This window comes from Paraglaciecola polaris LMG 21857, assembly GCF_000315055.1.
Lineage (GTDB): Bacteria > Pseudomonadota > Gammaproteobacteria > Enterobacterales > Alteromonadaceae > Paraglaciecola > Paraglaciecola polaris.
Genome location: NZ_BAER01000058.1, coordinates 1 through 15,851 on the forward strand (window position 1 = coordinate 1; position 15,851 = coordinate 15,851).

Annotated in this window: 13 protein-coding genes and 1 other RNA gene; 2 read left to right on the forward strand and 12 right to left on the reverse strand. The window is 41.8% G+C overall.

All coding sequences use genetic code 11. From position 1 onward, the window contains the following. Positions 1-140: 140 nt before the first annotated feature. Together GPLA_RS11620 and GPLA_RS11625 are read right to left on the reverse strand one after the other, a co-directional pair. Positions 141-1,949, reverse strand: a complete 1,809-nt coding sequence (locus GPLA_RS11620) for a putative 2OG-Fe(II) oxygenase (protein WP_007105117.1) — start codon at positions 1,947-1,949, stop codon at positions 141-143. An 82-nt stretch (positions 1,950-2,031) separates the two neighbouring features. Then, a complete protein-coding gene (locus GPLA_RS11625; RefSeq protein WP_007105118.1) occupies positions 2,032-4,932 on the reverse strand; it encodes a TonB-dependent receptor domain-containing protein in 2,901 nt (966 codons plus the stop codon). 462 nt (positions 4,933-5,394) lie between these two features. Between GPLA_RS11625 and GPLA_RS11630 the strand changes: the two genes are divergently transcribed. Next, positions 5,395-5,661: a late competence development ComFB family protein gene (locus GPLA_RS11630; RefSeq protein WP_007105119.1), complete on the forward strand. Its 267-nt coding sequence runs from the start codon at positions 5,395-5,397 to the stop codon at positions 5,659-5,661. Between the two features lie 24 nt (positions 5,662-5,685). On the opposite strand, the gene ffs is transcribed toward GPLA_RS11630, so the two are convergent. Together ffs and GPLA_RS11635 are read right to left on the reverse strand one after the other, a co-directional pair. After that, positions 5,686-5,782, reverse strand: an RNA gene (gene ffs / locus GPLA_RS23220) — signal recognition particle sRNA small type. A gap of 119 nt (positions 5,783-5,901) precedes the next feature. After that, the gene (locus GPLA_RS11635) at positions 5,902-6,951 is read right to left on the reverse strand and encodes a Glu/Leu/Phe/Val dehydrogenase dimerization domain-containing protein (protein WP_007105120.1); all 1,050 of its coding nucleotides are present in this window, start codon (positions 6,949-6,951) and stop codon (positions 5,902-5,904) included. A gap of 225 nt (positions 6,952-7,176) precedes the next feature. Here GPLA_RS11635 and GPLA_RS11640 point away from each other — a divergent pair, with 225 nt between their 5' ends. Next, the gene (locus GPLA_RS11640; RefSeq protein ID WP_040514602.1) at positions 7,177-7,644 is read left to right on the forward strand and encodes an Lrp/AsnC family transcriptional regulator; all 468 of its coding nucleotides are present in this window, start codon (positions 7,177-7,179) and stop codon (positions 7,642-7,644) included. 123 nt (positions 7,645-7,767) lie between these two features. Here GPLA_RS11640 and GPLA_RS11645 read toward each other — a convergent pair whose 3' ends face one another. The 8 genes from GPLA_RS11645 to pspA all read right to left on the reverse strand — a co-directional run bounded on the left by GPLA_RS11645 (position 7,768) and on the right by pspA (position 15,657). Next, a complete protein-coding gene (locus tag GPLA_RS11645; RefSeq protein WP_083882051.1) occupies positions 7,768-8,763 on the reverse strand; it encodes a 4-hydroxyphenylpyruvate dioxygenase family protein in 996 nt (331 codons plus the stop codon). 201 nt (positions 8,764-8,964) lie between these two features. Continuing rightward, on the reverse strand, positions 8,965-10,521 hold the full coding sequence (gene tyrR / locus GPLA_RS11650; protein ID WP_007105123.1) for a transcriptional regulator TyrR: 1,557 nt from the start codon (positions 10,519-10,521) through the stop codon (positions 8,965-8,967). Positions 10,522-10,653: 132 nt separating this feature from the next. Beyond that, positions 10,654-11,454 (reverse strand): phenylalanine 4-monooxygenase, encoded by an 801-nt coding sequence (gene phhA, locus GPLA_RS11655; protein WP_007105124.1) that lies wholly within the window; start codon positions 11,452-11,454, stop codon positions 10,654-10,656. Positions 11,455-11,609: 155 nt separating this feature from the next. Then, the gene (locus tag GPLA_RS11660) at positions 11,610-12,686 is read right to left on the reverse strand and encodes a YcjF family protein (RefSeq protein WP_007105125.1); all 1,077 of its coding nucleotides are present in this window, start codon (positions 12,684-12,686) and stop codon (positions 11,610-11,612) included. Next, a complete protein-coding gene (locus GPLA_RS11665) occupies positions 12,683-14,107 on the reverse strand; it encodes a YcjX family GTP-binding protein (protein WP_007105126.1) in 1,425 nt (474 codons plus the stop codon). The genes GPLA_RS11660 and GPLA_RS11665 overlap by 4 nt, the downstream gene beginning before the upstream one ends. A 149-nt stretch (positions 14,108-14,256) precedes the next feature. Continuing rightward, entirely contained in the window at positions 14,257-14,718 is a 462-nt protein-coding gene (pspC, locus tag GPLA_RS11670; protein ID WP_007105127.1) for an envelope stress response membrane protein PspC, read from the reverse strand. Next, entirely contained in the window at positions 14,715-14,951 is a 237-nt protein-coding gene (gene pspB, locus GPLA_RS11675) for an envelope stress response membrane protein PspB (RefSeq protein ID WP_007105128.1), read from the reverse strand. Before pspB ends, pspC begins: the two co-directional genes overlap by 4 nt. Positions 14,952-14,973: 22 nt before the next feature. After that, a complete protein-coding gene (pspA, locus tag GPLA_RS11680; RefSeq protein WP_007105129.1) occupies positions 14,974-15,657 on the reverse strand; it encodes a phage shock protein PspA in 684 nt (227 codons plus the stop codon). Between the last annotated feature and the right edge of the window lie 194 nt (positions 15,658-15,851).

Below are 15,851 nucleotides of genomic sequence, written 5' to 3' on the forward strand. Positions count from 1 at the left end.
CATATTAATTTATACGATTAATCATAATTAATTTATCAATTATTGATAATTTCATTCACGAAAGAAGTAGCTAGATACAGCTCCCTGCAATTTAATAGGCATTGCCGCCGCCATTCTTTGTGAGATTTATCGAAGAAGTTCTAGTCATGCTTAAAATCAGCATTCTTAACGTCGAATGCGATAGTGATCCTTTCATCATCTTCGGAAAACTTTTCTGTTCCGTGCCACATATATGATGGAAATATCACTAATTTTCCGACCTTAGGCTCTACGTAATGCTTAGGCGGCAATTCGTTTTGTAAGTCTAAATTAGGCGCCCCAAGTTTTAGCCAGCCTGCCTTAGAGTTTGAACATTCTAATTTTTGAGGTAATTTAATATAAAGTACAGAGCTAAATGTACCTAGAGGGTGAATATGATTAGAGTGGTAACCATCTTTATTTAATTTAACAGACCAAGAACCCACAAACTGGTATGAACTTAACCCTTCAAAATACTTGCTTTTAGAAATTAACGGCTGCGTATCCAATGCATAGTCGTGTAAACACGATTTAATTGAAGCGAGTAAATCACTTACAACGGGATGGTCTTGAGAGAATAGGTTTCCTCTTGTTTGGGTGCCGCCTTGTAAAGTTTGCTCTAGCGGCTGATTTTGCCCCGTATGTAAATGTCGTACATACTCGCAAATTTTGGTACAGAACGCTTCGAGAGTATCAACATTATCGGGAACAGGAATGTAATATTCTTTTACCATTCCGCAGTAGTCATTTAGTTCGGACTCTAAAGGATCGGCTTGTAGACGAAGGCATGTACCCAAGTACGCTATAGCAAGCTTATTTTTGGCATCAGCTTGCAGTATCTCCTCAAGAATTAACTTTGCTTTACTTAATTTGTTTGACTCGATTAGAACACGGATAAAATTTAATTTTTGATCTACGTTCACGCTATCAGATATCGCCATTTTTTCGTAAAAAACGAGCGCCTGTGCCTTGTTGCCTAATCCGTTGTAGCACATTCCAAGTAATTCAAAATAGGTTGTTTCTAGCTTAAACCGCTCATTTAAAGACTCTAGGAAAGACAACGCTAGGCTACAATCACCGATCCTGATGAGTGTGCGTACATAAGAAAACCTTAACGACGACGATTCACTTTTTTCGAATGCGGATAAGTAGCTTGAAAGAAAACGTTCCTGGTCTTTAAGTTCCCACAATATTTCATTTAAGTTTTGATGTGATTCAATATATTCGCAGTTTAGCGCTAGTGCTCTGACATAGTAATGCACTGCTGTTTGGAGCTCGCCTAAGTCAGAGTGCGCATTCCCCATATTATGAAATAACTCAAATGCGTTTAATCCACTTCTCTCCAACGTTAGCAACAACGCCAGCGCTTCTCTCGGTTTATTATTCACCCTTAAAGCTACGGCATACGCATGCATTATATCAGTGTTGTGTGGATTCTCTAAAAACAGCTTTTCGAAACACTTCATCGCTTTACTAGAACGACCCATTGCCCTATAGATATTCGCTTGTTGCAAACGAAAAGTAAGTTCCAATGGCCAGTGACTTAATGCATCGTCTACAAAAGTTAACGCCTTGTCATACACCTCTTGGCTGCTTAGCGTAGCGATGTAATTCTTATGTGCTTCTTTGAAATCAGGCTTGAGCTGAATTGCTTTTTGAAAGAAACGCTCGGCACGCTCGAAGTTTTGCTTATTTTTATAGCAAAGTGCTAGATTATTTAAAACGAACGGCTGATTTGGGCTGTGTCGTAGTGCTCTTTTCAACAAAGGAATAGCATCGTCATATCGTCGAATACTTGAATATAAAACACCTAATAATTGGTTGGCATTAATGTCATTCGGTTTTTTAAGTAGATAGGCTAAATACAAATTTTCAGCATATTCAATGTTTCCAGCTTTATGCGCAGCTAAAGCAACAGTGAGATCATTCACAAATCAACTTGCCTCATTTATTCAAACATAAAAAAAGGTGAGCTAAGCTCACCTTTTTAACACTACTTGCCTACCCTACTCTTTAGAAAGTAGCAGTAACGTTTATGTAGTAAGTACGGCCAAATACGTCATATGTAGCCGGGTACGTGTTCGCTTGCTGTGCGTTATCACCAAGAATTGGTGGTTCTTTGTCAAACAAGTTATCAATACCAGCAGTTACACGGTAGTTGTCATTGAAGTAGTAACTAGCAGATGTATTAAAGTAGCTCTCTCCATCAATTTTTTCTACTGCGTAATCAGTGCCGCTGTCATCATCATGAGTTTCACCAATGTAGCGCCATACAAGCTGCGCAGTAAAGTCGTCACCAGTCCATTTAAACGTCATACGATGTTTATAATCAGGTAATGGTTCGCCGCAGTCAGAACCGAAGTTACCGGCACATTCAATCGCAGGCTCTCCTGGACCAGGCAAGAAATCAGATTCTCTAGTAAATGTACCCAAGTAATCTACCGAAACCGCTCCACCTTGGAAATCAGTCGTATAGCTAGAGATTACGTCATAACCTTTAAGTGTGATAGAAGCAATGTTCTGTGACGACGTTTGTACGAAGTCGATGCTACCATCAGAACGACGGTTAACATTATTACAGTATATGCTGTTCACACCACCACGAGGGTCTGTAGGGTCGTAACATACTGCAAGAATGTTATTAGTACCGCCACCAAATGCGCCGACTGCATCATCTATTTCAATGTTAAAGTAATCCACACTGAAAGTAAGATCTTCCGTTGGCTCCGCTACAAAACCGATAGTATAGGTATCAGCTTCTTCTTGTTTAAGGTCTGGGTTACCACCGCCAATTGAACGTACTTGCCCAGAAGCAGGGTTAATTAGAGGAGTAAATACGTTCGCAGCAGGTACACCTGTCGCTACACACATCGCGCGAATAGCGTCAGTTTGTGCACCAGCAGAACCAGATGCTGAACAAGGATCTGATGCTGGAGGGAAGCCCTCACTCTGCGGAGAGAATAACTCACCGATATTTGGAGCACGAACCGCAGTGTTGAAACCAGCGCGGAAGCGCAGTTGCTCGATAGGCGCCCAAGAACCAGCTATTTTGTAGCTATCAACTGAACCTGCAGTGCTGTAGTCAGCTGTACGGTATGCCAATTCCATTTCTAAGCTGTAAGCAAAAGGTAAATCGAACAATATAGGTAGGAATGCTTCAACGTAGAATTCGTCTACTTTATATTGACCAGCAAGGCCTGGTGCACCATTGAAACCAGCGATAGTGCCTGCGGCTAGATCTTGAGACGGTAAAAATTCAAAAGACTCTGAGCGATTTTCATAACCAAACGCAATCCCTAATGGGCCACCAGGTAATTCAAAGAAACCTTCTGAGTCACCGGAAATGTTAGCAGCAAAAAGCTTCTGCTCAAAAACAGCGTTAGAATTAACAGCAGTACTTACAAATGAAGCGGCTTCAGGTGAAATATTACCTTCACCGTATAAGTTCATTGGTGAACAACCTGAAATACCACCATTCGCAGAGGTATTAGCACATGATGGATTGCCATCAGCGTCCAAAATAACTTGACCGGCGTCATCAGTGGCTAGCAATAATGCTTGCGAGAAACGGTCACGGTTAACGTTACCCAACTGTGCAGTGGTTTGGTTAACCTTACCAGTTTGATAATAAGTATCGTAAGTCCAGTTAGAATCACCAAACGCACCTCTCATTCCGAACTGGAACTGATAGGAGTTAAATGCATCTTCAGAACGACGAGGTCCAACCTCTAACATACGACGACGGAACTGCGCGGTACCTGTGTCATCAATACCATCACCATCGGTATCGATACCATTACCGGTAACACCCGACAAAATTGCTTGAGTCTCAGGTGTTATGAAAGGGTTACCATCAATAGTGAACTCAGCTTCCTGAAGAATCGGTGTTGCAGCCAACTGCTGTGGTACGCGGCTGTCAGTAAACATAGCACGACCGTAAATTTCAGCATTATCAGATATTTCGTAATGGCCTAATGCTGTAATTTGATGACGCTCTTGCGGTAACTGAAGGTAGTTAGTGGGCGCAAAGTTGTAAAAATCGTTATCATCACCAGAAGAAATAAACTCTCGAATACTACCGTCTGTGTTAAAAATACCAGGGCTGCCATCAAATTGAGGGAAAGCGGAGTTAATACGAGTAGCCGGAACTAATGAAGAACCGCCATCAAAAAGATTGCCCTCGCCATCATCAAATTGTGCGAAGGTAGAGAACCCTCTTGCATCTTGTAACACAGCTTCACGGTCAGCGTAGGCCATATTGAATACAACGTTACCTTTACCATCGGCGAAGTTACCACCAATTGTTAAATCAGCATTCCAAATTGTTGCATCGCCTTCTTCTGATGATTCATAACCAACGCTGGTTTGAACACCTTCAAAATCGTCTTTCAATATAAAGTTAACAACACCTGCAACAGCATCAGAACCGTAAATCGCAGATGCACCACCCGTTAGTACTTCAACATTTTCGATAAGCGCAGTAGGAATAGCATTAATATCTACTTGGCCACCCGCAGTTGTAGGAACAACTCGAGTACCGTTGATTAACACTAATGTACGGTTAGTACCAAGACCACGTAAGTCAATTGACGCAGTACCATTACCTGGGTTGTTAGACGTACCATCAAGTCCTGGAACAACTTGAGGAAGGGTATTTAGAAGTGATTCTGTATTAACCGTTGCCGTTAATACGAATTGATCAGAACCTAAAGATGCAACAGGCGCATTTGAAACGAAATCAGCTTTACGGATACGAGAACCTGTAACAGAGATTTTTTCTACAGCTGCGGTTTCTTCAGCGGCTGCAGCATTCGCAGCTTCTTGAGCGTAAACATTGCTAGATGAAATAGCTGCAACTGTACCAACAGCCATAGCCAGACGAATCGACTTCGTCAACTTTGAGTTTGTAAACATGTATGTCTCCCTGGACCACTATATGTGTTTAGTGTTTATTCGCTAATGCGATTTTTTATTAAGTAAAGGTAGTGAACCTCACTTGAATAGTATCCAAACAAACTTGCCTAGGTCAATGCTTTAGAACATCTAACACTCAAAAGTTATGAATGAAATGCCAAGGAAGCATTAAAAAAGTAAATTTATATTTACAAATGTTACATTGCTGCTTCATTTTTATTCAATGACGCCATAAATAAACTACAAATACTATTTAGCATTCACCTAAGAGCCAGCTTTTGAAAACTAGTGAATAAACAATGGCGTTAGTTTTCTCTCATTTATCAGAAACTTCTAAATGGTAGATTTTGAAATAAACTCTTTCATAAATATTGGCTTGGCTTATGCTGTTGGCAACAAAATTTGAATGAATAGTCCTGCACTCGGCTCGAAGTACACGCAAAACAGGTAAGGAAAATTTAAATGAAACTAGATGATGATATACATAACTATTATGAGCATTTAGTGCTTGAGCATATCACAGAGTTGAAATTGCCTTTGGCAAGCGATGAAGACTATGTTGCAGATTTATGCTGTTTAGCATTGAACCAGCTGCCACCTAGGTATATACGTTACGAAGTAGACATGTCTTTTTATTTGGCGCAGAGCGAACGTCAGCAAATGGAGATGAATACACAGGACGCAGTGAATAAGGCCATTCAATTTTTAGATAAAAAGGATAATAAATAAGCTGGTACGGAGAATTGGGTGGCGGTTCTCCAGCCACATTCCGGCACATGAGTCGTCTGCTGCGGCTGCTCCCTTCCAGGCCTGACCGAGTTCACAGAGTATCATTGCGGAGGGACCAAAGAACCACCATAGAAACTTGCCTAAATGATATAAAGTTGCTCTACATCAGTTAGGCGGCGCATTATGACAAAACTAAATTTAGATGCAAGCCACATCCTTGATATAAGGACTTTTTTGCCACTATTTTTTGAATTTTTCTTCGGCAATAGTGTTAGCGACCCTATTAGTGGCTAAGTTTTGTTCATCGGCACGTGTATATACTTCCATTAGTGTTGCGCCAATTTTCTCCAAGTGCGTTTTTAATGCTTCGTTAGAACTCAACATCTTTTGATGGTAAATGTCGATAATCCCTCCAGCATTAATAACGTAGTCAGGGGCATACAAGATCCCTTTATCTTTAAGCAATTCACCTAAATCTTCCGACGCCAATTGATTATTTGCCGCTCCTGCAATGACCTTTGCTTTTAGCGTACTTATCGACTGACGGTTAACAGTAGCGCCCATTGCACAAGGGGCGATCACATCCACGTCTAACGTAAGAATTTCATCGGGTGATACGATCGTTGCATTCAGTTTTTCTTTCGCTCGATTTACCCCTTCAGGATAAATATCAGCAACAAATAGCTCAGCCCCTTCCCGATGCAAGTGCTCAGCGAGCCTGTAACCAACATGCCCTAGTCCTTGAATAGCGACTTTCTTACCCTGTAAATCGGAGCCAAAGTGATATTTGACAGACGCTTTAACGCCTGTAAATACGCCATAAGCTGTTGAGGGTGCGGGGTTTCCATCTGCTTCCTCTCCTGCAAAATGGTAGGATGCTTTGGTTCCTGAAATATGTGTCGTTTCCTCAGCCATGATTTGTAGATCAGCTACTGACATGCCCGAATCTTCTGCACTGATGTATTGACCACTTAGACTTTCCACAAAGCGGCCCATTGCACGCATCATATCAGCACTTTTATGCACGCGAGGATCCCCAAGGATAACGGCTTTACCGCCCCCCTGATTTAGATTAGCCATTGCCGCTTTATAGGTCATGCCTTTTGACAATCTAAGCACGTCGTTCAGAGCCTCATCCGAATTAGCATATGGCCACATCCTACAGCCACCAAGAGCGGGACCTAAATAGCTATTGTGCACAGCAATAATGGCTTTTAATCCGGTCTTTTTATCGTGGCAAAAAGCGACGTGTTCATGTTCATCAAATTCGATATGGTCAAAAACAGACATTCTAGTAGTACTCTGAGTAAGATTAGCGAAACTTGTCGCTATACTAGCGCAGATCAAAGAGGACATGCCTTGCGATGTTAATGTGACAGAATTACTACCTTGCAACAGTAGTCATTATCCATGAGTTAATATAGGATATATATCCTAATATCTGTGCTTGAAAATGATAGACTTTTTCAGCATGCTAGCCGCGAATTTTACTTCGCTATAAATTGAAAAATAATGATGAAATTGGACAAATTCGACCGCGAAATTTTAAGAGTGATGCAAAAAGATGCAACCGTTTCTATGGCTGAGCTAAGCCAAAAAGTCGGCTTGTCTCATACCCCCTGCTGGCGACGTGTTAAACGCATGGAAGCAGATGGGATTATTTTGCAAAAAGTAACCTTGCTCAATAGTAAAAAGCTTAACTTGGGCGTTTCGGTATTTATTTATGTGACGTTGAAAAACCATGATGGTGAATCATTAAACGATTTCGAAAAAGCGGTGCAAAATATAGACGAAATAGTTGAGTGCCATACAACTAGTGGTGAGAAAGATTATCTATTGAAAGTGATTGTCGAAAGTATTGAAGAGTACGAACATTTACTTAAATCAAAATTAACCCACTTACCGTTAGTAGACCATTTAAGTTCTACATTTGCCCTTAAGCAAGTGAAAAACACAACTGAACTGCCTATTAAGCAACAATAATCCTTTAATGATAAAACGAAGCGGTAATACATAGTTTAGATGGATTATCGCTCTACCTGTCATTATCGGCTCAAATCCGTTTTTTCTCTTGTTGATTAGCTCCCCTAAAGCTATACATTCTCCTCATCGACTCTTTCGCTGGATAATTTCGAAAAACACGCCACGGAAACCCGTTTTAACGAAAAGATGCAGTCGTATTCCGTCTTTCTTTGCTGCGCTTTCGCGCAAAACATCTAATTTATTCAAGGCGTTATGATCTTCCCCCTGCTTAGGCATGAACTCATTTATACCATTAAAATAGGGCACTGGGGTATCCACGAAATCCACCCCCATTGCGCGCAGTATTTTGACTGTTTGGTCTATATCATCAGTGGATAAAGCAATATGCGGTATCCCCTCTGCATTATATTTACGGATATATTTTTTTATTTGAGATTTATCATCAGATGATTCAGTGATGGGAATACGTATTTTCCCACAGGGTGAAGACATGGCTATACTGGTTGGCGTCGTTGGTTTGTCTTCGATTGCACAAAAACGAACTTCCCTGAAGTTACCCAAACGTTCATAAAAATTTGCCCATATGACCCCATTACCGCGTTTTACGTTATGGCTAAGATAATCCAGAGTATGCAAGCCCACACCACACTCTTGCATTTTTTGTTGCCAATTCGGGGCGAAGTTAAAATCAATATCATAAATTGAATCATCGTCATAACGGTCGACGAAATAAAGCGAGGTCTCGCCAATTCCGTGTACCGCCTGGCGATTGAGCTCCACCGGCCCAAGATTGCCCTCAAATGGTTTAGCCCCATTTTCAACTGCATGTTCCAGCGCAACTTTTGCGTTTTTTACGCGAAAAGCTATTCCGCACACGATTGATCCATATAACCGTGCAAAGCTTTCCACTCGTGATGACGGCTGAGCGTTAAGAATAAAGTTAATGCCACCTTGTTTATACAGCCACACCTTTTTAGAGTGATGCTCGGCTATTTTTGCAAAGCCCAAGGATATGAACAAGTCATCAAGGGCATCGATGCCTCGTTCGTCAGCAGCTGTAAATTCAATAAATTCAAAACCGTCTGTGTTTAAAGGATTATAGGTGGTGCCCAAAGACATAATTTTCTCTTGGATAATTGCGCTACTACAGCAATTAACCTGAAAAAAACAACCTTGCATAGGGCACCGCTATTAATATAGCAGCGAGGAAACAAGAACAAAAAGTAACATAATGTTTACATTGTAAATTTGCTTATTTTATACAATACAAGATAACGGTTACTGACCTCGCGTTGTCAGCTTTACACTACAGTAGCGTAGTTAAATCTTTACAGACTTTTTATTGATCCCGTAATCGCGCAATTTATTTGCGATAGCGGTATGACTGAGACCCAGTTTTTTCGCCAACAAACGCGAACTAGGGTAACTAGGATAAAGCCGCTGTAATATACTTTTTTCGAAACGTTTGACCTCTTCATCTAAACTGCCTTCAAAGTTTTCGGTGACAAAACTCATGGCATTCGCGCTCGACGGGATCTGAATATGCTCTTTTCCCAATTCGTTCCCCTCCAACAAAGATACCGCACGATAGAGCACATTTTCTAATTGGCGCACGTTTCCGAACCATGGGTACGCTTGAATATAATCCACACACGATTTCGTTAGTTTCGGGACCTTGCGCCCTAGCGTCAGACTATGTTGTTTCAAAAACGTTTCCGCCAGCGGGATAATGTCCATTTTACGTTCACGTAATGGTGGTATACCGAGACTCAGTACATTTAATCGATAATACAAATCTTCACGAAAGCGCCCCTCTTGCACTAACTGAGTGAGATCTTTTTGCGTTGTACAAATAAAACGTACATCGACTTTCACTTCTTTGGTATCACCCACCCGTCGAAATTTGCCGTCTTGAAGTACTCGAAGTAACTTAGCTTGAAGTTGCGGCGACATGTCCCCTACTTCATCCAAAAATAAGCTACCTCCTTGGGTTAACTCTAGTAGTCCTTCTTTACCAGATGTCTGTCCAAACGCACCTGCGGCGTAACCAAACAACTCTGTTTCTGCTACGTTATCTGGCAGTGAGGCACAATTTAAGACTAAAAAACTGGCATCTTTTCTGCGACTTGCCTCATGACATGCATGAGCGATAAGCTCTTTACCGGTGCCAGTTTCACCATAGAGCATAATAGGGCCATCAAGTTCGGCCATGCGCTTCGCTTCACGCACCACTTTTTTCATGATTTTGCTCGACGCTTGAATCGACATAAAGCTGTCGATAGATGCCTCATGAAATACTGTGAGTTGCTGGCCAAGCCGTTGTTCGGATTTAAGGATAAAAACTGCGCCTGCCAGTATCGGCTCCCCTCCCGAATCCGGCACCATAACGGGTAGGATGTCCGCTAAATAATTCTGCTCAATAAAGCGTACTTTTTGTGTAATGCTGGTAATTTTTTTACTTTCTAACCAACGCGGGGTATTAAACCCCTTAACGAGCTCATCGATATCTAGCCCGATCAACGCTTCACGCTGCGTTTCTAGGCTAGTCGTTACCGCATCATTGAGCAGTAAAATTCGCCCTTTGGTATCGACCGAAAAAACAGGGTCGGGCAAAGTTTGCAATAGCGCTCGCAATTGGTTTTGTTCGCGCTCAAGGGGCATGAATGGAATAGTTTTTACATCATCGATGCCTTCAATCTTTCTAATTTTCGGCATTAAATGTTGAAAGTCTGCAAAATCCATATTGGGAAAACTCAGGTATATTTTTCCCATTTCATTGATTTCAATGCCGCGCAAGTCCACTTCATGGCTGACCAAAATATCAAGGACATCTTGTGTGATACCCAAACGGTCCTGACAACTTATTTCCAGACGCATAAAACTTCTTAATTCAATTCATTGTAAAGATATTATTACACAAACAAGCTAAGCAGCACACCAAATTAACATTTGATAGTGCGCTAATAGACGGTTAATTTGAAAGCAGATTGTTACTAAATGTAAGAAACGCTAATTCTCTTGGCTCAATTTTTGTTCAAATTGAGGTGGGTATAATCCACGTTTTTGACCTTCTTCCACCAGCTGCATAATATCTGAGTTAGCCAAATCAAAAAGTGACGCAAGAGAGTCGAGAACATAGTAAATTGGTTGAATTATATCAATTCGATATGGGGTACGAACCGCTTTTAGTGGCTGCATTTTTCGGCGCACAGCCTTAGCATTTTCCAGCGCGTAGCGTGTTTCTTTTGGAGAAGAAAGTATTCCTCCACCATAAATACGTAAACCTTCCTGCGTGTCCACTAGACCAAATTCAACAGTGAACCAGTATAAGCGAGCTAAATACTGACGCTCCTTCGGTGACGCTGCATATCCGAGTTTACCGTAGGTATGCGTGAAATGAGCAAATGCAGGATTGGTCAACAGCGGACAATGACCAAATATTTCATGGAATACATCTGGCTCTTGTAAGTAATCAAACTCCTTATCGCTGCGAATAAAAGTTGCAACGGGAAATTGCTTGTTTGCCAAGAGCTTAAAAAAAGAATCAAAATTAATTAGCGCTGGTACCTGTACTACTTCCCAACCCGTAGTGTCAGCTAACACGTCATTCACTTCACCGAGTTGAGGAATGCGATCGTCGGGCAAATCGAGCAACGCTAAGCCTTGCAGATATTCATCGCACGCCCGGCCATGAAGCAGGCTCTTTTGCTGAGTGATTAAACGCTGCCAGATTTTATTTTCTGTTTCACTCCAGTGAACGATACCGTTTTCATCTGGAGTGTGTGACGTGTATTGGGATTGCTTAGCCATAAAAACAAAACTGCCTTCTTTGAATCATTCTTGGGCGAAGTCTACCCAAAGCTGACTAAATCAGAAGACACAGGCTGGTAACAATAAAATCACAAAACGTAAACATATAGCTACGCATACTTTGTTTGTCAGCTACAAAACAAACTACGTACTTTTTATTTCAACTGCTTATGTAAGTCAGCTAATATTTTCTTGCTCAACTGATTCAACCCAGGTCGTTGTACCGATAACCAAGGTAAAGGACGACAACTATGGATCGTGTTTAATCCTATTCGAGCCGTTAATACACCTGCCCCCATACCCTGCGCGATGCGGGTCGATAACTTACCGGTTAAGCTAGCACCAAGTGCGTAATTACCGGCATCTGAAATAATCTCAGCAGCCCCTGCGTAAAGCATGCTATGAAAGATCTGGCGTATTAACGCAATGCGTCCCCAATAGCCTAGATGTACACCGTATGCTTCACTCACCTGTTGCAACATACGCACGTTGCGCCACAGCACTATCGCCATATCCAGCAGTGCAAATGGGCTGACCGCTATCATGACACTCGACGCCCCAGCATTGCGCATCACTTTTGCTAGCGCATTTTGATCGACCTTAGTCATCACTTGCTGTTCAAAGAGACTTAGCACTTCTTTGTCGGTGTGATGTTCATCTATACTTTGCTGCCATAAGGCAATAGCATTTTCATAGCCCGTTGGTAACGTTTCCGCGATGTTCAAACAATGCTGTTTAGCTAAGCCAATAGCCGGCGTGGCGTATAAATCGCCTGCAGTTTGACGAGCTGAATTTTGTTTTTTAAGTCGGCGTAACCCCTGCCACTCACTGTAAACAGCGGCAAAAAGTAACACTAGAATCGACACGCCTACACCTAGCCATATGCCGCTTAACCAATCATCTTGTAAATACATATCATGAATAAACATGCCCAATTCAACGGTACTCAACACGAGTACAACAAGACTCAAGCCGGCCATGAATTTTCCTAACCAGCGCTTGCGTTTAGGTTTTGGTATAAGGTTGCTGTCACTGTGTTCAGTTTGTTCTGATGCGTAATCGATTGGTTCTAGCGCGTGCCATTCCTGATCAATATCTACTGACGAGGCCTGACGTATATGAGCAGAGGCAGCATTGTCCTGTTCAACCTCCAATGTAACCTTTGATTTTATCGGCGTGATATCAGCCGCAATATTGGTTGCTTCGCCGCTATTACCTTTGGTTGAATTCATCGTATTTTATCCCCTAAAATAAATTCTAATACGCGATCCATCCTGATATGTGGCAATGCTTGCTGTTCTAATCTTTGCGGCGGAGCAAATCGAGGAAAATCAAACCCTTGCGTCAGCCAAAAATTATCGCCCGGACATTTAGCAGGGACATCTCCTGGAAACATTCGAATGGGCGTTCCCTGTGCGTCTGTACCTTGTAGTATTTGAATGTCTTCTCCTTGATGAACGGCTTTTCCCGCTTGGGATGCCCGAATAGCAGCTATTGCCGTTGATTCAGTCGCTACGCCGTCAAATTGCATTTGCTTTCGGGCATTATGCAGCATGGAATCAAGCAACTTAACCAAATTACTTTGCTGATCCGGTGTAACATGATCGGCTTTGCTGGCTGCAAAAATTAATTTATCAATTTTGGGATCAAACAGCCGTGACAAGATGTTTGACTTACCGTATTCAAAACTGGTTAACAGCCAATTTAAAGCTCGCTGTAAGTCATTGAAATGTGCCCTGCCATTATTCAAAGCCGATAAACAATCAACTAACACTACCTGGCGATCAAAGCGTTTAAAATGTTGGGTATAAAATGGTTTAACAACTTGCTCTTGATAATGCTCATACCGTTTATGCAGTAAATTTTGGTTGCTGCCTTTAACTGCTCCCCTTTGTGAGGTCTGCTGAACTTGAACGTCAGATAAAGGAAAAAAATCCAGCACTGGCGCGCCCGCAAGCTCTCCTGGTAAAATAAACCGACCTGGTTGCAATAGCTGAAACCCGGCAGATCTGCATTGATTCAGGTATTCGGTATACACACTGGCGATATGTTTAAGGGCCAGTTCATCCCCCTTAGCCGTTAAGTCTAGCGAATCTCTGAGCGTCACAAACTCACCAGCCAATTGCATTCGCTCAGGAGACAGCAATTCCTGATCGCAATGTTGTGACCACTGAGCAAAATCCATTTCGAGAAGGGGTAAGTCCAATAACCACTCGCCTGGATAGTCGGTAATATCAAGGATAAGCAACGCATCTTCACTAAAATAACGGGACAATCCTCGATTTTTTTTATAACGAATATGCAACCTCACTTGACTAATGCCTGTGGTGGATTCCGGCCAACATGCTGGTTGTGCGTCAAGTGCTTGCATCGCGCGTTCATATTCGAAGCGCCGTAAACTCAAATTAGGCTGAGCCTCACGTTTTACGCCATATAACCGTTCTTCTCTAACGACAGAAAAAAACGGCAGCTCAGCACTGTCGTTTGCCTCCAGTAACTGGTTGACTAAAGAGGTAATAAAAGCCGTTTTTCCGCTGCCACTTAACCCAGTCACCGCTAGATTAAGATGCCGGTCAGCGAGCCTAGCGCCAGTCACCTTGACGTTTTGTTTCACTTTGTCGATGAAATGACTGTTCTTTAAGTAATTTTTCATTGCGACTTCCTATTGAATTGCTCCAAGCAACAAGGCGTTACATGAGTAGATTGCTAGATATTTGATATGGAGTCCATAGAGGAGAAAGAAAGGGGGGATGAATATCGGTCTAGGTAACCTAAGCCGATATGAGAAATACCTAGCGTTATTTACAAACTATTTATCTCTCTATTTAGCTGATATTGCGCAGACGTTACATAAGTTTCAATCTGTCTTAAGCGTACCTCATTCTTCTCAAAGCGTTGCTTTATATCAGCAAATGCTTGTTTAGGCGGTTCGCCTGACTGCCAAACTTTCGACTTCACTTTTACTTTTTCGTCTTCTTCGTCGTTTGCATTGTGCCAACCTTTCCCACTGGAACTTTGCTCACGATGGGTATAGCGTGCACTTTTAAATTGAGCGTGACCCTGGCGGGCAGACTTTTTTTCTAATATAAACCATGCTGCCACATAACTTACAACAACAAAGGTACCCGCAGTTAAAAAGAATGCGGATACTACTAAAATGCGTACCAACCACAATTCAATCCCAAAGTACTCAGCAACCCCGGCACAAACACCGGCGATTTTTCCCTTATCTGGGTCACGGGTTAACTCGCCTCTTGTATTCATACTTTGTTCCTCCACTGGGGTGCCTCAGCATCAAGAATGGATTCTAAGGTATGGATCCTATCTGCCATTTTCTCTGCCCGGTCAGCTAATTCTTGCAAAGTAGCGTATTCCTCGTCAGACAATCCTTGGCTAATTTGTTTTTTACTGCGGTAATGCAAAATTAACCAAATCGGGGCGACAATCACCATAAAAATAATGATCGGCGCAATAATGATCCCAATGATATCTTCCACAACCTTTCTCCTTTAATCGATATTAGTCTTGGTTTTTAGCGTCAGCAGTTTGCTTTTTAACTTTCTTTTTTAATGCTGCTAATGCATCATCAATTTCATCATCGGCAGCTAGGTCAGCAAATTCATCTGCTAAAGTCTTTTTACCAAGGTCATAAGCATCCACTTGCGATTCAAGATCGTCAATTTTACGTTCATACTGCTCAAAACGACCCATTGCAGCATCTACTTTTCCATCATTTAGCGTACGCTTAATATCCAAGCGTGAACTCACCGTTTTCTGGCGCATGATAATGGTTTTTTGACGCGCTTTTGCATCAGCAAGCTTATCTTGCAACTGCGTAACCTCACTTTGCAATTTACTGATTTGCTCATCCACTGAATTCAATTCAGCTTCTAGAGTCACCGCATACTCATCACACTTTTTCTTTTCTTGCAGCGCTGCTCGAGCTAAATCTTCTCGGTCTTTACTGATCGCCAGCTCAGCTTTACTCTGCCAATCTCTACCTTCGTTATGCAATTTATTAATTTGCGCCGTAATTTCTTTTTTATTTGCGATTGTTTTCGCAGAGGCTGAACGTACTTCAACCAGAGTGTCTTCCATTTCTTGAATAATTAAGCGCACCATTTTCTCAGGATCTTCCGCCTTATCTAAAATAGCATTGAGATTTGAGTTCACTATGTCTGTGAAACGCGAGAATATACCCATAGTCTTTACCTCTATATAATGTCAGCTAATGGTGAACATCTAGCATATGCTGGAAGCTCGTGTTAATTAATCATATTCAATTAACAGGCCAACTAAGTGTAATGACTAAATATCTGATTTTAAACAAATATTAATTTACTCTCACGTAACTGAGATCTACAATTGTAATTACATCCACCATAAGTTAGTCGATT